This window comes from Limisphaera sp. VF-2, assembly GCF_049537125.1.
In the GTDB taxonomy this organism is placed as follows: Bacteria; Verrucomicrobiota; Verrucomicrobiia; order Limisphaerales; family Limisphaeraceae; genus Limisphaera.
This window is the reverse complement of sequence record NZ_JBMVQY010000004.1, coordinates 478,937-495,826: the sequence shown is the minus strand read 5'-3', so window position 1 is coordinate 495,826 and position 16,890 is coordinate 478,937. Positions and strand designations below refer to the sequence as shown.

General features: G+C 65.6%; 16 protein-coding genes and 1 tRNA gene. 5 read left to right on the top strand and 12 right to left on the bottom strand.

Annotated features, from left to right (window positions below; genetic code table 11):
* Positions 1–34: 34 nt before the first annotated feature.
* From ACPDIT_RS13660 to pdxH, 7 genes are all read right to left on the bottom strand, one after another.
* Positions 35–409, bottom strand: coding sequence for a hypothetical protein (locus ACPDIT_RS13660; protein WP_423444360.1), 375 nt, complete (start codon positions 407–409; stop codon positions 35–37).
* Between the two features lie 3 nt (positions 410–412).
* Positions 413–1,330 carry a 16S rRNA (cytosine(1402)-N(4))-methyltransferase RsmH gene (gene rsmH, locus ACPDIT_RS13655; RefSeq protein WP_423444358.1) on the bottom strand — a complete coding sequence of 306 codons (918 nt, stop codon included), beginning with the start codon at positions 1,328–1,330 and terminating at the stop codon, positions 413–415.
* A gap of 30 nt (positions 1,331–1,360) precedes the next feature.
* On the bottom strand, positions 1,361–1,855 hold the full coding sequence (locus tag ACPDIT_RS13650; protein WP_423444357.1) for a hypothetical protein: 495 nt from the start codon (positions 1,853–1,855) through the stop codon (positions 1,361–1,363).
* A gap of 182 nt (positions 1,856–2,037) precedes the next feature.
* Positions 2,038–2,502, bottom strand: coding sequence for a division/cell wall cluster transcriptional repressor MraZ (locus ACPDIT_RS13645; protein WP_423444356.1), 465 nt, complete (start codon positions 2,500–2,502; stop codon positions 2,038–2,040).
* A gap of 250 nt (positions 2,503–2,752) precedes the next feature.
* A complete protein-coding gene (locus ACPDIT_RS13640) occupies positions 2,753–4,087 on the bottom strand; it encodes a 3-deoxy-D-manno-octulosonic acid transferase (RefSeq protein ID WP_423444355.1) in 1,335 nt (444 codons plus the stop codon).
* Positions 4,088–4,176: 89 nt separating this feature from the next.
* Positions 4,177–6,078 carry an O-antigen ligase family protein gene (locus tag ACPDIT_RS13635; RefSeq protein ID WP_423444353.1) on the bottom strand — a complete coding sequence of 634 codons (1,902 nt, stop codon included), beginning with the start codon at positions 6,076–6,078 and terminating at the stop codon, positions 4,177–4,179.
* 175 nt (positions 6,079–6,253) lie between these two features.
* Positions 6,254–6,892 carry a pyridoxamine 5'-phosphate oxidase gene (gene pdxH, locus ACPDIT_RS13630; protein ID WP_423444352.1) on the bottom strand — a complete coding sequence of 213 codons (639 nt, stop codon included), beginning with the start codon at positions 6,890–6,892 and terminating at the stop codon, positions 6,254–6,256.
* A 147-nt stretch (positions 6,893–7,039) separates the two neighbouring features.
* On the opposite strand from pdxH, the gene rph reads away from it, so the two are divergent.
* The 3 genes from rph to folK all read left to right on the top strand — a co-directional run bounded on the left by rph (position 7,040) and on the right by folK (position 9,064).
* Complete coding sequence (rph, locus tag ACPDIT_RS13625) at positions 7,040–7,858, top strand: ribonuclease PH (protein ID WP_423444350.1); 819 nt, start codon at positions 7,040–7,042, stop codon at positions 7,856–7,858.
* Positions 7,855–8,478 carry a histidine phosphatase family protein gene (locus ACPDIT_RS13620; protein WP_423444348.1) on the top strand — a complete coding sequence of 208 codons (624 nt, stop codon included), beginning with the start codon at positions 7,855–7,857 and terminating at the stop codon, positions 8,476–8,478. Before rph ends, ACPDIT_RS13620 begins: the two co-directional genes overlap by 4 nt.
* 94 nt (positions 8,479–8,572) lie before the next feature.
* Positions 8,573–9,064 (top strand): 2-amino-4-hydroxy-6-hydroxymethyldihydropteridine diphosphokinase, encoded by a 492-nt coding sequence (folK, locus tag ACPDIT_RS13615; RefSeq protein WP_423444347.1) that lies wholly within the window; start codon positions 8,573–8,575, stop codon positions 9,062–9,064.
* Between the two features lie 153 nt (positions 9,065–9,217).
* Here the strand turns inward: folK and ACPDIT_RS13610 are convergent, their stop codons facing one another.
* The 4 genes from ACPDIT_RS13610 to ACPDIT_RS13595 all read right to left on the bottom strand — a co-directional run bounded on the left by ACPDIT_RS13610 (position 9,218) and on the right by ACPDIT_RS13595 (position 14,335).
* On the bottom strand, positions 9,218–10,393 hold the full coding sequence (locus ACPDIT_RS13610) for a pyridoxal phosphate-dependent aminotransferase (protein ID WP_423444345.1): 1,176 nt from the start codon (positions 10,391–10,393) through the stop codon (positions 9,218–9,220).
* Between the two features lie 149 nt (positions 10,394–10,542).
* Positions 10,543–11,850 (bottom strand): Gfo/Idh/MocA family protein, encoded by a 1,308-nt coding sequence (locus ACPDIT_RS13605; protein ID WP_423444343.1) that lies wholly within the window; start codon positions 11,848–11,850, stop codon positions 10,543–10,545.
* A 287-nt stretch (positions 11,851–12,137) separates the two neighbouring features.
* A tRNA-Met gene (locus tag ACPDIT_RS13600) sits at positions 12,138–12,214 on the bottom strand.
* A 576-nt stretch (positions 12,215–12,790) separates the two neighbouring features.
* The gene (locus ACPDIT_RS13595; protein ID WP_423444342.1) at positions 12,791–14,335 is read right to left on the bottom strand and encodes a glycoside hydrolase; all 1,545 of its coding nucleotides are present in this window, start codon (positions 14,333–14,335) and stop codon (positions 12,791–12,793) included.
* Positions 14,336–14,634: 299 nt separating this feature from the next.
* Between ACPDIT_RS13595 and ACPDIT_RS13590 the strand changes: the two genes are divergently transcribed.
* Positions 14,635–14,817: a hypothetical protein gene (locus tag ACPDIT_RS13590; protein ID WP_423444340.1), complete on the top strand. Its 183-nt coding sequence runs from the start codon at positions 14,635–14,637 to the stop codon at positions 14,815–14,817.
* A 399-nt stretch (positions 14,818–15,216) separates the two neighbouring features.
* Positions 15,217–16,428 carry a tetratricopeptide repeat protein gene (locus ACPDIT_RS13585; protein WP_423444339.1) on the top strand — a complete coding sequence of 404 codons (1,212 nt, stop codon included), beginning with the start codon at positions 15,217–15,219 and terminating at the stop codon, positions 16,426–16,428.
* Here ACPDIT_RS13585 and ACPDIT_RS13580 read toward each other — a convergent pair.
* Positions 16,417–16,812, bottom strand: coding sequence for a DUF3568 family protein (locus ACPDIT_RS13580; RefSeq protein ID WP_423444337.1), 396 nt, complete (start codon positions 16,810–16,812; stop codon positions 16,417–16,419). The two genes, ACPDIT_RS13585 and ACPDIT_RS13580, sit on opposite strands and share 12 nt — an antisense overlap.
* Between the last annotated feature and the right edge of the window lie 78 nt (positions 16,813–16,890).

Below are 16,890 nucleotides of genomic sequence, written 5' to 3'. Positions count from 1 at the left end.
CCGCGTCACGGGCGGCGGCCCAAAGCCGCTCAATTCAACCCGGCCCGGGAACCGTCGGGTTCGCCAACCCGCCCGCCGTCCGCGTCTCCGGCCAGCCGTGCGGCTCCGGCAACCGCCACACCTGCGCCGGATGCGCCGGCACGAGGCCCAGATTCAGTTCCCGAACCCGCTGCTCCAACACCCGCGGCGTCTGCAACGTGGCCAGCTGCCGTCGCAACCGCTCGTTCTGCAACCGCAACTCCGCCAACCGTTGCTCCCGCAGCCGAATCTCCCGGCTCAACCGGTCCACCTGATTCTGCTGCCACACGTAACCCAGGCCCAAAGCGCCAAACCCCAGACACAAGACCGCCACCCACAGCGCCGGCCAAAACCAGCCTTCCTGCCGATGCTTGCGATGTCGCCCTGTCATGCGTCAGACCTTTTCCAACACCCGCAGCTGCGCACTCCGGCTGCGCGGATTGGCCTCCACCTCCGCCGCCCGGGGGACCACCGCCTTGCGCGTCACCCAGCGCGCCTGCGGCGGCCGCGGCCGACGCAGTTCCGGCACATCGACGTCCCCCGGACACTCGTAGTCCCGTACCCGTTCCCGTCCGAAAGCCTTCACCAACCGCACCTCCAAGGAATGAAACGTGATCACCGCGAGCCGGCCGCCCGGCTTCAACACCCGCCACGCCGCTTCCAAACCCCGTTCCAGCGAGCCCAATTCGTCGTTGACCACAATGCGCAGCGCTTGAAACACCCGCGTGGCCGGATGCCGCGCACCGCCCCCCCGTCCAACCACTGCACAGACCAGCTCCGCCAATTGTGCCGTGCGCGTCACCGGTCGGGCCCGCACGATCGCCCGCGCAATCGCACGCGACCGTCGTTCGCCGCCCAACTCCCAGAACCACCGCGCCAGTTCCTCCTCGGAAGCGCTGTTCACCAGATCCGCAGCCGTCAATCGCTGCGCGGGGTCCATCCGCATGTCCAACGGGCCGTCGGCCTGGAAACTGAACCCGCGATCGGGCGTCTCCAGTTGCAGCGAACTGACCCCCAGGTCCAGCAGCACCCCGTCACAACTTTCCGGCGCCAGTTTCATCAGCAAATCCGCGTAGTTGCCCTTTTGCAGTTCGAACCGGCCCGCAAACGGCGCCAACCGCTCCTGCGCCAACGCCAGTGCCTCCGGATCGCGATCGAAGCCCCAAAGCCAGCCATCCGGAGCACTGGCCTGCAAAATCGCCTCGGCGTGTCCCCCCGTGCCCACCGTGGCATCCACATACCGCCCCCCGGGCCGCGGCGCCAACAGGCCCACGACCTCTTCCACCAACACCGGTTGATGCCACCGTTTCACAAGCCCCCGCCATTGCGTGGCCCTCCCGCTTCAACCCTGCCGGCTGCCGGCCAGCCGTGCCACCCAGCCATCGAACCAGCGTTGCAGTGCCCGCAAACCGGTCAGCCACGCCCTCGGGCCGGAGTCACCTCCGCTCGAGGCCTTCCCGCGCTGACCCCACAGCTCCTCGTCCGCATCCCGCAAATCGTTCCGAACCACCTTCACCTCGGCCAGCGCCTCCCTCCGCCGCAGCGGCAGCTCCATCTGTTGCGCCGGACCCTGCGCCCCGGGAGTTCTCCTCCACGGCCACTTCCAACCCGCCGGTCCACGCCAGAGCCGCCTTCCCGGCGCGGGCCCCGCCGCATTCGGCTGCAGGATCTCCCCACGGGCAACCTTCGCCGCGGCCACCTGCTCGCACTCGCGCTCCCGCATTTCCTCGCCCGCCGCCCCGCCCGAGTGGGTTGCGATTGCCGGGTTCCGCCGGCCCGGCTCGGCCGCGGCCGCCTGCGGCACTGGAACTGGAGTCACCGCCGGCGTCGTGGCCATGGGCTCGGAGACCCTAGCCCGGCCCCAGCTTCCCGCCGCGCCTGCGCGGGGGCGCACCCGGGGGCCTCCGGCCGAGCCCAGGGGCGGCAGCGTCGGAATGTTTCGCATTCGATATGCCCCGGCTTTGTCGCCGGCGCGGGTAATCACACGCGTGGTCACGAGTAACCGCTCCAGCATGAGGCTCACTCCATCAGGTTCATCGCATCCGGCAGCAGCACCTGGTCGGCCGCTTCCACCGCCGCGTATCGTTGCGGATTCCAGATCTCGAATCGGTCCAGCAGTCCCACCAGAAGCGCCTCGTCTTTGATGCCCGCCTCGCGGGCCATCGCCTCCGGCAGGCAAATCCGACCCGCCCGGTCCACGGTCACCTGCTCGGAGTTACTGCCAATGACGCGTTTCAACACGGTCTTGCGCGGATCTTCGTTGGGCATGGCATCGATCGTCCGCATCAACCGTTCCATCTGCTCCGGTGGCAGGACCCGCAAGCACGGACCGTGCGGTCCTTTGCGCCAGACAATGATGGTGAACTCGACCTCGCCCTCGGCCGGACGCCACTTGGCCGGGATCTGGACTCGCCGCTTCTCGTCCACACCGTGCAGGTAGCGGGAGTTGTAATAGATCCGGGCACTTTTGGCTTCGGCGCTCACGGGCGATCCACCGCGCTTGTCTGGGCGCTACTTTTGCTCCACTTCGCCCCACTCTTAAACACTTTGCCCCACCAGCCGTCAACAACATTTCGCCCGGATTGTCCACAAGTTATTCACACCCGAAACCACACCCCGTGCCAACCAGGCCCGAAAAGCGCCCGAACCTCCCCAAATCCCAAGGAAAATGCCCGTCAGGAATCCCCGGCCCCTCAACCCCAAAACTCGCGCCAATCGAGACGCCCCAGCCGCCTCAATCCCGCACAATCAACACCTCGGGCCGACGCCGCGCCAGCTCCGCCAACACCATTTCCACCGTCCGCTCCACTGCGCCGAGGTTCTCCCGTACCACCGCCACCGCTTTCCGCCCCATCTCCTCTCGCAACACCGGATCCGCCAACAATCGGTCCAATGCCGACTCCAACTCCCGCACGTCCCGCACCTGCAGCGCCGCCCCCGCGTCCACCAGTTGTCGGGCAATCGCCGCGAAATTCTCCATGTGCGACCCAAACACCACCGGCTTGCCCACCGCGGCCGGCTCCAGCGGATTCTGTCCCCCCTCGGCCGTCAGACTCTTCCCCACGAAAACCACGGTGGCATGCGGATAAAAGTGGCGGAGTTCGCCCGTGGTGTTCACGAGCAAACAGTCCACCTGCCCCGGTGCGTACACGGTGCGACTCGTGATCTCACTGCGATACACGAACCGCAAACCGCTCCGGGCCAGCACCTCCCCCACCTCGCGGCCGCGCTCGAAATGTCTCGGAACCAGAATCAGAAACAGATCCGGATGCCGTGTGCGCAACCGGAGGAACAACTCCGCCAGAATCGCCTCCTCACCCGCGTGCGTGCTGCCCCCCAGAAGGATTCGCCGTCCCGCCCCCACGCCGATCTGCTGCAACAATTGGGGCACATCCAGTGCAGTTCGTTCCTCCAGGTGCGCCGCATCGTACTTCAAACTGCCCACCACCCGGATCACCTCCGGCCGGCAGCCCAGCTCCCGCAGCCGGGCCGCGTCCGCTTCATTTTGTGCACCCACCCCGGCAAACGACGCGAACAGGGGTCGAAAAAACCAACCCAGCCGCCGATACCAGCGGTAGGACCGCTCCGAGAGGCGTGCGTTGATCAAAAACACGGGGATGTCAAGGTTGCGTGCGCGCCACAAAAAGTTGGGCCAGATCTCCGCTTCCATCAGCAGAATGGCAATTGGTTTGACGGCCCCCAGCGCGCGCGCCACGTAGGGCTTGCGGTCGATGGGATAATAAATCTTCCCGATGTGGGAAGGGGTCTTCCGCTGCAACTCCCCCATGCCCGTCGTGGTGGTGGTGGAAACCACGATCTTCACGTTGGGCAAGCGGGGTTCCAGCGCGCGGATCAACTGCGTGCACAGGTTCACCTCCCCCACGCTCACCGCGTGAATCCAGAGCACGTGCCGGTTGGTGATGGACTGCTTGAATTTCGTGTCGTAGCGGCCAAAACGCTGGCGAAAACCCGTCCGCCAGTTCCCCCGCCGGCGCATCCGCCAAAAGTAATACGGGGCGGCCAGCCAGAAGCCCACGGTGAACAGCACGTTGTAGAGGGTCTTCACCATCTTCCTTCAGATTCGCGCAACCGTCCTTGCGGGGCCGGACGCCCTGAGCCGTCCGTTTGGCGCACGCAGGTGCTCGCGCGGCCACGGGTTCACGGGGGCCCGGCCCCCCGCACGGGCACCGTGTTGGTCGCGGCTTCCAACAAACGGCGTCGCACAATCTCCAGGTACCGGTCCGCCATCGGGTTGTCCTTCCATTGCAGGCGGCGCGATCGCTCGAACCACGGCCGGGCCGAGGCGTATTGCCCCTTCTGCACGTAATGCCAGCCCATGTGCGCCACCACGTAGTAGCTGTTCGGATCCAGCTCCACCGCGCGATCGAAATACGGCTGGGCCTCCTCGGTCCGATCCAGCCAGTCCAGACACATGCCATAGCGCAACGGCGGATAGGGATCGTAAGGGTTCAGTCGCATCGCGATCTCAAACCACCGCATCGCCTCCTCGGCCAGCGCTTGATAATTGGTCGCGCCTTCGAAGCTCTGAATCCGCAATGCCTCGCCCAGCCGATAGGCCGTTCGCCCGTTTCTCGGCTCGATGGCCCACGCCTTTTGCAGCTCCGCCACCTGTTCCGGCGAACAATCCGGCAATCGGTCGGCCCGCGCGAGCACGCGTTGCTCCCGGGCGCTCACCCACGCCTCCCGCCCCAAATAGCCGGCCACCGTCACCAGCACCAATGTCACCGCGACCTTCACCGGCAACCGCGCGCGGAACCAGTATCGGTCCGTGGAAAACCGCAGATGCGAACTCAACAGCGCCATCCACGTCACCGCGATCAGGGCATTGGCCGGGATGTGCATGTTGAAATCGGCCACCGAATGAATCAGGATCGCTCCCAACCCCAGCGACGCCCCGAAGACAAAGGCGAACTTGTTGCTCGCTCGTCCCCCCAGATCCGCCAGAGTTCCCCGTACATACGGCCAGGTCTGGACCACGCCCACCAGCAGGCAGATCAGCGCCGCCCCCACCAACGTGGCCCCCACCACGCCCCAATCCACCAACGTGTTCAGATAATCGTTGTGCACGCGGTCCGGCCGGTTTTGCACCGCCGCGGGCCGCACCTGCCGGAATCGATAATCGAAATGCCCCGGACCGATGCCCCACCACGGATTCTCCCGCCACAATTCCCAGGCCGACCGCCACAACGCGGGTCGCACATCCGCCGTCCGGCCCTCGGCCACCTCCCGGGCCACCAGCTCCCATCGCTTCTTGAGGACGAAACTCTTCGGCAAAAAATAGAAGCCGGCCGCCACGGCCACCGCCAGCAGACCCAGCGCCAGCCACCGATGCGCACTCCGCAGGGCCAGCACCACAAACATCACCAACAACACGGTCCCGGCCGCCACCCAGCCCGCCCGCGACAGTGTCACCACCAGTCCCGCCAACATGACCAGCCCCGCATACCCCAGGACGACCTTCCCCACCGGCGACAGCCGACTTGCAACCGCATACGTGAAGGCCAGCGGGACGACCAACTCCAGAAAACCGGCCAAATGATTCGGATTGATGTACGTTCCCAGGCCCCGATGCCGGTAGGGCGACACGAATCCCCACACCTGGTTCGACCCGCTCACAAACTGGTAAATGGCATAAAAGGAAATCAGGGTCCCCAACCCGATCATCGTGAACGCGATCGTCCGCGTGGCCTCCTGGCCGTGCAAATGATTCAACACCACGAAAAACACCGAGGCGTACACCAGGACCCGCAACCATTCCTGCCGCGCCACCCACTCGATGTCGGCCGTCCAATACCTTCCCAGCGCGTACAGCGTGAACAGCACCACCACCCAACAGATCGGGGGCCACAACAGTTCCGGCCGCTTCTCCACCCAGAGCCGCAGGATCCACAACCCCAGCAATGCCACCGTCAACGCCTGGACCACCAAAAAGTCCTGCGGCCGCACACAGCCCGTCGCCAACGGCGCGAACACCAGCAATACCAGGGTCAGGAACAGAAGTCCCCGTTCACACCCTCGTTCTATGGCTTTGAGATTCATTCCCAGCCAGCCTCGGACGATTCTCTCGGGCGAGCCCTCCTTGCCTGCGGCCCAGGCGTGGGGCGAGCCTCCTTATACCCTTGAACATCAACAGCGTCCAGTGACTTTCCCGATCCCCCGCCTCTTGGGCGCCATCGGGTCCGGATCGGGGGCCCGACCCGGATGCTTTGCCCGCTCATGGCTGCAGCCGCTCGATCCGCCACCCCCCCGCCCCATCGGCCACATACTCGAAGCGATCATGCAACCGATTCTCCCGTCCCTGCCAAAACTCATACCGCACCGGCCGCACCCGGTAACCGCCCCAAAACGAAGGCAACGGAATCTGCCCTTCACCAAACTTGCGCTTCAACTCCTCCCACTTCGCCTCGAGGACCGCACGGGACGAAATCGGCCGACTTTGCTCCGAGACCCAGGCCCCAATCTGGCTGCCCCGGGGCCGCGTCAAAAAATACGCCATCGCCTCGGCCGTCGACACCCGTTCCGCCCGCCCCTCGATGACCACCTGCCGGCTCAACGGCGCCCAAAAAAACAGAAGGCACACATGGGGATTCCCTTCGATCTCCCGCGCTTTGCGGCTCTCCAAATTCGTGAAAAACACAAACCCGTTCGCATCGTAACTCTTGAGCAGAACCATCCGCGCCGAGGGACGCCCGTCCGACCCCACCGTGCTCAAGCACATCGCATTGGGATCCAACGCCACGTGCTCGCGCGCCTCGAGAAACCAGCGCTCGAACTGCACCAACGGATCCGGCGCCAGATCCCGACGGTGCAACGGCCGGTTCTCGTACTCCCGTCTCAAATCAAACAGATTCATGTCCCCCAAGTGTGAACGCTTCCGGCCCGCTTCACAACCCGTCACCTCACCCCCCGGGTTGCATCCACCGGTCCCTGGGCGGAGCGTTCGGTAGAGCGCCCCCTCGCTGGCCCTCCGGTCCCGCCGTATCATTGCCCCACCTCCGCCATGGCGTTAAACTCCCGCGCCATGGTCGAGACCACGTCAGCAACATCGCCACCACCGGTACGGCTCGACGGCCGACACCCCCGTCAGCTCCGGCCGATCCATTTCCAAAACGACATCGCCCCGCACGCCCTGGGGTCCACCCTCGTCGCATGGGGCCAAACTCGCGTCATCTGCGCCGTCACCCTCGAACCCGCCGTGCCCCGCTGGAAAAAAGAACAAGGTTTGCCCGGCGGCTGGCTCACCGCCGAGTACTCCATGCTCCCCTACTCCACCCCGCAACGGAAACCTCGCGAAATCACCAAGGGCCGCCCCGAAGGACGCACCCAAGAAATCCAGCGACTCATCGGCCGTGCCCTGCGCACCGCCGTGGACCTCCAGAAACTCGGCGACCGCACACTCTGGGTGGACTGCGACGTGCTCCAGGCCGACGGCGGCACCCGCACCGCCGCCATCACCGGCGGTTACGTCGCCCTCGCCCTGGCCCTGGAACGCCTCCTGCGCAACGGCACCCTCACCGAATCCCCGCTCCGTCCCCCGGTCGCCGCCGTCAGCGTCGGCATCGTCCATGGTCAGGTCCTCCTCGACCTCTGCTACAACGAAGACGTGGAGGCCAGTGTGGACCTGAACCTGGTCATGAACCAGGCCGGCGAAATCATCGAAATCCAGGGCTCCGGAGAAGAGGCCACCTTCACCGAGGCCCAACTGCAAGAGATGCTCGAAGCCGGCAAGGCAGGAATCCAACAGCTCATTCAGGCCCAGCAAGAGGCGCTGCGGACTTTCAGCGCACCGTCGTCCGTGTGTCCATCCACGACCCCATGAGTGCAACTCCCACGCGTCTGTACCTGATCCGGCATGCGGAAGTGGCCGTTCCCTACCAACGGGTCTTTGCGGGTCGCCTGGACATCGAATTGTCCGAGCACGGTCATCAACAGGCCCGGGCCCTCGTGCCCTGGCTGACCAGTTTGGCCCCCCGGGCCGTTTACGCCAGCCCGATGCTGCGCGTCCGACAAACTCTCGAGCCCTGGCTCCGAAACGGTGGTCCCACCCCCGTGCTCTGCCCGGAATTGCGCGAAGTGGACTTCGGCGAGTGGACCGGCGTCGGATGGGACGAGGTTCAGGCCCGATTCGGCCAGAGCCCATGGGACTGGCTCGCTCTGCTGGAACAGAACGCCATTCGCGCCGCCGAACCCTGTGAGGCATTCCGCAGCCGCGTCGCCGCCTGTCTCGAACGAATCCTGCAGGAGCAGCCGGGTCGCACGGTGGCGGTGGTTTGTCACGGCGGCGTCATTCGCATGGCTCTGGCGTGGCTCTGCCAGTGGTCCCTGGCCGCCACGGCCTCGCTGGCCATCGATTACGCCAGTGTGACGCGCGTCGCTGTTCACAACCCGCGCGTCGAGATCGAGCTGCTCAACTATCAACCCTGGCAACCCAACCCCTGACCCTGTTGCCACGAACCTGCGGGCGGCATCCGCCCCGGGAACGAGTGCGATGAGGGACGCCCCCTCCCCCCAACCCGGTCCTGCCTGGATCGCCATGGGCGCCAATCTCGGAGACCCGGCCCAAACGTTCCGAGCTGCCCTGACCACCATGGCCCAATGGTCGCCCCGCCCCGTGCGGGTCTCCTCCCTCTATCGAACCCCACCCGTGGATTGCCCGCCCGGCTCGCCCCCTTTTCTCAACGCCGTGGCCATGCTCATCCCGTTCCCGGACGAGACCGCCGAATCCCTCCTGCAAAAAATGCTGGCTCTGGAAAGAACCCTCGGCCGCCAACCCGCGCCCGTCCGCAATGCGCCCCGCCCCCTGGACCTGGACCTCATCGCCTTCGGACACGAGCAACGCCGCACCGAAACGCTGATCCTCCCCCACCCACGCGCCCACCTGCGCCGCTTCGTGCTCGAACCCCTCAGCGAGCTGGCGCCCGACCTCATCCTGCCCGGACAATCCCGGACGGTGATGCAGCTCCTCGAACAGTTGCCGCCCCTGCCGGGCATGGAAAAAGCCGGTTCCCTCGACTGGCCCCCCTGATGCCGTCCCGCCGCTGCCTTCGCAGACCCTGGCGCTCTCTACGGGTGATCAAATCCCGAGGTCGTTTGGACCCTCCCGCCAAACGTCCCGGCAACTCCACGAAACCCCGCGGTGGCAACTCCGGGCGGCAACCGCTTCCGCAGCCCATCCCCGTCACCCCACCAGGGCGCGACAAAACCGTTCGATGCGATCCAGCCCCTTTTCCAGATTCTCCATGCTGGTGGCGTAACTGATCCGGATGTAATCATCCGCGCCGAACGCAATGCCCGGCACCGCAGCCACCTTCTCCGCCTCCAACAACCGCTTGCAAAACTCCGTGGATTTCAACCCCGTGCCCGAAATGTTCGGAAACAGATAAAACGCCCCGCGCGCATTCACACAGGAAAGGCCCGGAATCTGATTCAACCGGCGCCAGGCATACGTCCGGCGCCGATCGAATTCGGCCAGCCACGTTTTCAAATGATCCTGCGGACCCGTCAGCGCCGCCACCCCGCCCTTCTGCGCAAAGCTGGTCGGATTGCTCGTCGAATGGCTTTGGATGGCATCGATGGCACGCGCGATCGGCTCCGGGGCGGCGGTCCAGCCCAGCCGCCATCCGGTCATGCTCCAGGCCTTGGCAAACCCGTGCACCAGGATCGTGTGCTCGTAGTGGGCCCGCGAAAAACTGGCCACACTGCGGTGCACCGCCCCGTCGTACAGGAGATGCTCGTAAATCTCGTCGCTCATGATCAGCACACCATGCTCGATGCACACGTCCCCCAGCGCGCGAACCTCTTCCGGGCTGTAGACCGTGCCGGTCGGGTTGCTCGGCGAATTCAAAATGAACAACCGCGTCCGCGGCGTGATCGCCGCCCGCAGCTGTTCCGCCGTCACCTTGAATTCCGTGCGGTCGGTCGTCGGCAGAATCACCGGCGTGGCCCCGGCCAGCTTCACCATCTCCGGATAACTCAACCAGTACGGACTCGGAATCAGCACCTCGTCCCCCTCCTGACAAGTGGCCAGAATCACGTTGTAACACGCATGTTTTCCGCCGCAGGAGACGATGATCTGTTCCGGTGCATACTCCAGGCCGTTTTCGCGCCGGTGCTTGTCCGCGATCGCCTTGCGCAGCTCCGGAATGCCGGCCGCCGGGGTGTACTTCGTAAAGCCCGCCGCCAGCGCCGCCGCCGCGGCATCCTTGATGTGCTGCGGCGTGTCAAAGTCCGGTTCCCCGGCCCCGAAACCCACCACGTCCTGTCCCTCGGCCTTCATCCGCTTCGCCTTCGCATCGATCTCCAAAGTCAGCGAGGGCGTCAGCGAGGCCGCCCGGTTGGAAATGCGGTACTCCATAAATCAAACCCGTGCTTCCTTAAACTTCCCCCCGCGCCCGGGCAAGCCCGAACCCGCACGAATGCGTCGCCGGCCGAACACCGCTACCGGAGATCGTGCGCCCGCGCGAGCTGCAGATCCACGCGCTCCACGCCCTGCCCGCGCAGGCTTCAGGTGGCCAGTTTCCACGGCTCGCGCCGCGGCCGGTCCAACCAACCATTCGCCTCCGCATCACCCACGAAGCGCCACTGCGCCGGATCCCAACGCAACCGGCGCCCATACCAGTAGGCCAGATTTCCCAGATGACACACGGTCACCGAGCGCGCCCCCACCTCCACATCGCAGATCGGCCGTCGGCGGGTGCGCATGCAATCCAGCCAGTCCTGCAGATGGTCATCGCTCGCGTACAGCCGGAGTGCCCCCGGCCCCAGCGGCTCGGCCGCCACAGCCTCCGGCTGGGCCTCGAATTTGCCCCGATCCACGAAAATGCGGCCCTCGGTTCCCTCGAACCACACTCCGCGCTTGTCGCTGTCATGGATCACCTCCACCCCGTTGGCATACCGAAAGCGAACTCCGGTGCCGGAACCCGGATCCTCGGGCGGGATCACCTCCACCGGCCCACTGCCATCCATCCCCAACCCCCATTGCGCAATGTCGAAATGATGCGCCCCCCAGTCCGTCATCGCTCCCCCCGAGTATTCGCGGTACCGACGCCAAAGAGGAAAATGATCGTGAACGCCCCGCGGGCTCAGGATCGAGTTGTAGGGCCGCCAGGGCGCCGGTCCCAGCCACAAATCCCAGTCCAGGCCCGGTTCCAGCGGCTCCTCCGGCAGGTCACACCAACGGCTCGGCCCGCCCACCCCCACGATCACTCTCTCGACACGCCCGATCCGCCCGTTGCGGACCAGTTCGCACGCACGGCGGAACTCCGACGACGACCGCTGCTGGCTGCCCGTCTGCAACACCCGCCCGTGCCGCCGCACCGCCTCCACCATGGCTTGCGCCTCGGCAATCGTCAGCGACAACGGCTTCTCGCAGTAAATGTCCTTGCCCGCGGCCGCCGCTGCCACCACTTGCAACGCATGCCAGTGATCCGGCGTGGCAATTACCACCGCATCGATGTCCGACCGCGCCAACAGCTCCCGAAAATCCCGATACGCCGCGCAACCCCGGTACCCGCCCGATCGCTGTTCCCGACCGTAAAAGGCATCGACCCGTTGTCGTGCATCCTCGCGCCGCGTGGTGTCCACGTCGCACACCGCCACCACTTGCACCTCCGGCTTCCGCAAAAAACCATTCAACAAACTCCGGTTCTGACGGCCCATGCCGATGAACCCCAGCGTGATGCGGTCGTTGGGACTGGCCGCCAGAACCCGCCGCCGGCTCAGCCCCAGCGTTCCCATCGCAGCCAGGCCCAGTGTCAAAAACCGGCGACGCGAGACCGGGGCGTGTCCCATTGCGCGGAAATCCTCTGTCATGCCGCATCCACTAGATGGTTCCCGCCCGGCCCGCAAGGTTTTCCGGGCAGCTCGAGTGGCCCAAGGCGGGGGCCGGGGGCCCGACCTTTCCGATGCCCTGCTCTCCCCGCCACACACGCGTCCGCTCCCTCACCCGAACCTGCTGCCCGGTCGGGGGCCCCACCCGCATCCCCTCGGCCCCTCTGAAAGGCGTTGGCGTGCGAGGTGAAAAGCATCCCCAGCCCGGCGGTTTTCAAAAAAGACATCGCCCTGATCCTCCCGGATCAGGGCGACGTGCACTCCAAAGCTGGTTGCGGGGGGTGGATTTGAACCACCGACCTCAAGGTTATGAGCCTTGCGAGCTACCAGGCTGCTCCACCCCGCGATTCAGGGCGACATCTACATAGCACAGGGCCGGCCGGCGCGCAAGAGGGCAAACTTCCTCAAAGCAACGGTGCCAAGACGGAATCCACCGGCCCTCATCCAGGCGGATCCGGCATCCGCCCTCTGAGCGAACCGGCATCTTCAAGAAGTCCGAGTCCGGCGGAGCCTCTCGGATGAGAAGCTCGCCAACCCTTGCCGGCCCCGGTGTCAACAGACCGCTGCGCAACCCACAGGTCGCGGGTTGGCCCGGAACGGATCCCCAGCGGCCCGGATGCATTAGCACTGAAGTTGAATGGCTTCGGAGTCTGTCCCCTGTCAGCCTGCTCACGCCATAACCCCGGCCGCACGGGCAGCCCTGGAATCCGGGGAAAAACGCGCGCCGCCGTGTTTGAGCCATCCGCGTCCATCCGAGTGACCGCCTTCGCCGGGATCCCCGGGGCCAAGCGCACTTCGTAAAACGGCCACGCGTTGCCCTGCAGCCCGCAAACATCGCCCGGCCTCCAGAGCAGAAAACCTTCAGCAAACCCGGCGCCGCAGCCGCGAAACAAGGCCTTTCCCTGGCCTTCGCAGGCCGCTCCTACACATCCTTTTTCGCCATTACCCAGGTGACGACACTGCGTGCCGGCCAGGGCCAGGCTTCCCCTGTGCGCAGCGGCCGGCCCGGCATCAGATTTTCCCCCTCCACCTCCGTTGTCAGATACGTGCGGAACTCCGCGGCTGTACCGTCCGCCAAACGCAGGGTCAGTTTCCGCTCCCGATCCGACGGGTTCACGCCCACGACCACCACCGCACCCGTCTGCGGTTGCAGGTACGCCGACAACAGAGGCGCGTCGCCATCGGTCTCCGGGTTCGGCACGTTGCCGGTGGCCCGAACGTCCACGCGCACGCTGCCCGGTCGGACGAACCGCGCGTAATGTCCGAACCCCCACAGCAGCTTGGATTCCCGGACCGCTTCGGGGGCCGGTTCGCGCCCCACATACACCAGTCCGTCCTTGTAGTCATATGGGCTGATCGCCAGCCACCATTGCCAGGACGTCGCCTCCGCCAGCGTGAGGTCATGATGAATCACTTGCGCCACGAACAAGGCGGGCGCCATCCCGAGATCGCGGCCCGAGCCACGCAAGCGTCCTTCGTGGTTTTGACCCAGGATGCAGTACTCGCTCATCCAAAACCGCAGCCCGGGATGCTCTTGGCGCAGTCGCCGCCCCAACTCGCGTCGCACCCCCAGCCAATGCTGTCGCCGCTCCGTGGTGCCGTAGCCGTGCGCCGCCACCACCGGAGCCACACGCGCCAGACGGTGGACCGCGTCCGGTCGATTTCCGTACAACTCCCGCAACTGGTCGGATGCCAGGGGCTCTCCTTGCATGGGCCGCAGAAGGTGGTCCAGCGTCGCGGTCTCCGGCAGCACGATGCGCACCTCCGGCGCCCGGGCCCGCACCGCCGCATCCAGCACCGGCACCAGTCGTCGAAGCTCTTCGTTCGTCCAGGGGCAGCCTTCCTGGCCGTTGCGACGCGACCAGTTCCATTGCGGTTCATTCACCGGACTGAGGTATTGAAACGGCCGGCCCGTGCGGGCGAAATGGGCACACACCTCCGCCAAAAACGCCGCGAACGCTTCATACCGGTCGGGATTCAGATTGCTCCGATGTCCTCCGTCCCCCCATGCACGGCCGTTGCGCGTCTGGTGCACGGGCGGACTGTTCACGAAGGCCACGAACGTTTCAACCCCATGTCGCCGCGCCGCCTCCAGGAACCATTGCTGCCCGGCTTGTTTGCTCCAGTCCCACGTCCCATCGGCCTTCTGAAAACACTCCGCCCGCCGCCACGGATCCCGGATGCCGCTTTCGGCGCCCTGCTCGGCGCTCCCGGCCCCCACGTTGAATCGCCAGATCGACAGACCAATGCCCCGAGGCCGACCCTGTGCGTCCCAGTCCCGGCTGAACAAAAGCTCCGCCACGCGTTCCCGCAAAGCGTCCGGCCAGCGGCCCACGAACTGTGCCGACCATGCGTCCGAGGCGCCAAAGCCCTCGATCGTCTGATGGCGCCGCTCGAGGTCGATCTCCCAGGTCAGAACCTCCTCGGCTCGCGCACTGAGCCGGCCCGCCACGAGTCCAAGGGCCAACGCGCACGCAAACCATCGCTGCCACGCACCGCCAGAGGGCCGACTGGCGGCACACGCAATGGTCCGCGGTTGGAATGGTCCGGCGGTTGGCCGCCCCTTGGACATTCTTGGCTCTGTCACGATCCTCACTTGTGCCTCCGGGTCAGCTTCTCTTGGAACTTTCGCGTCCCATCCAGCAACCGAACCAGCATGCGCTGGGCCGGCCGGCGGCTTCGCTCCTCACCTCCAACCCACTGCCCCGGCTCGTTCCGTAATGGGTTTTTCCACGCACGCACACCGAGGCTGTGTGTCCACACCGCATGATGAGGGCGTGCATCGTGCCCTCGACGGCGCGCGTCACACCCGTCCAGCCCGATCGATTCGACTCCGGGACGGCGCAGCCCATTCAAGCCGGAGGCAGTTTCGATTCTCCCGGCTTGCGAAAGGTTTGCACACACACGCCGGGTCCCCTGGCTGTGTACCTCGAGCAAACCCTGCAGTAGTCTGATAGACACATTGAAGACTCCTGCTTTGCTTCTGCGGTCAGCCGCTGGTTGAGCGATACCCACAGTGGGCGTTCCGAAGGGAACTTGCCACCTGCACGGGCCGGAAGCGTGCCGGAACCGCGCGCCCAGTTACCGTGGCCCCAGCAACTCCCGAACCCCGCCGTGAGGTCACCCATGGCCGCTGGAGTGCCGTCAAGAAGAGGGCCTTGTGTTGGCGGCAGCCGGGCCGGGGGAGCCTCCGGGGGCGGGATCCGATGGCAAATCCTCGTTGGGGCCCGGGGCCAGGGTTGCGCCGGGAAGCCCCGTCGGCCGTGCCCGACCCTCGGCTGCTCCAAACCGAGTCTTCATGCGGCGAGTTGCATCGTCAGACGATCGGAGCGATGCTAGGACAAAGCCATGGAAGCCATGGAGTGGTCCTGGAAAACGGTTGCCGACCTGCTGGGCTTGCTGGCCGTGTTGGTGCTCGGGGGAATTGCCCTGGTTCGGTGGTTGAAACGCAGCCGTGACGATCCGCCCGTCTTGATCTTCAAGTGGCTCTTCACCGCGCTCCTGCTCTACGTCATTTTCACCGTGCGCCCGTTGGTCGGCAGTGGGCCGTACCTGGTCCTGCTCACCCTCACACTGGCCATGATTGCGGGAGTGCTCTGGGCGCCGAACATCGCCGAGGTCTTGTTCCGACCCATCTGGAATGCCTTCACCGGAGGCGACGAGGAACCCGAACCCCGCCCGTTCTATTCGATCGCCCGGGCCAAACGCAAACGGGGTCAGGCCGCCGCGGCCCTTGCCGACGTGCGCGCCCAACTTGCCCGATTCCCCAACGATTTCGAGGGCCAAATGCTGGCGGCAGAGATTCTGGCCGAGGACATGCGCGACCTCGAGGGCGCCGAGCTGACCATCCAACGTCTCTGCGAACAACCGGGTCATACCCCACAAAACCTCGCCTACGCGTTGAGCACACTGGCCGACTGGTACCTTCGCATCGGCCAGGACCCGGAAAATGCGCGACGCGTGCTGGAGCAACTCCTCGAAAAGTTTCCGGACACCGACCTGGCGATCACCGCGCGCCAACGCCTGGCGCGCATGCCCACGGCCGAATGGCTCGCCGAGTCACACGAACCGACACGCATCGTCGTGCGGAAAGGCATCGAAAACATCGGGCTCCAGCGCCAACCCGTCCAACTGACCCCGCCCCCCGAATCCCCCGAAACCCTGGCCGCCCGCTACGTGGCCCAGTTGGAACAGCATCCGGACGACTTCGAGACCCGCGAAAAACTCGCCCTTCTGTACGCCGATGCCTTTGGCCGACTGGACCTGGCGGAGGATCAGCTGGAGCAACTCATTCAACACTCCAACGCCCCGCCGGCCCAGGTGGCACACTGGTTGCATCTGCTGGCCGACCTGCAGGTGCGCCATGGTCGCGACGAAGCCACCGTGCGACGGACCCTGGAACGGGTCGAAGAGCTGTTTCCCAACAGCGCCCACGCCGAACAGGCACGACGTCGCCTCAACCTTCTGCCGCTGGAGTTCAAGTCCAAACAAAAACGCCAAGCCATCAAGCTTGGCGTGTACGAACAAAATCTCGGCCTCAAACGCGGCCTACCGGGTTAACTGCAGGGCGATCTGCTTTTCGATCTCGTGGGCCAGATCGAGGTCCTTGCCCCCGGCGGGCGTGCGGACCTGGACCACGACACTGGTTACTTTGGGATCCACCGGCTCGACCCGCACCCAAACCGTGCGCTGGTTGACCTTCCCCTCCAGGATCCGGACCGTACTGGTCTCCCCGTGCTGGGTGCTTTCCCGGACCAGCGTACCATTGAAACGAATCACCTCACGCGCCGCCGCGTACACGCGCTCCACGGGACGTTCGTAACGGCCCTCGACGCGGTCCTTCACAAAGGGCACACCCGCCTGCCGACGCCCGTCCAGCGTGCCGACACAGCCGCCGGCCACGAGCGCCACGCCCAAAAGCCCCACCATCCATGCCGTTCTCATGAAGCTCATCCAACCCGGCCCCCCGGATGCCGTCAAGCCCGGACTGGCATCTTCCTTCACCGGCCCTTTCCCCTCCTT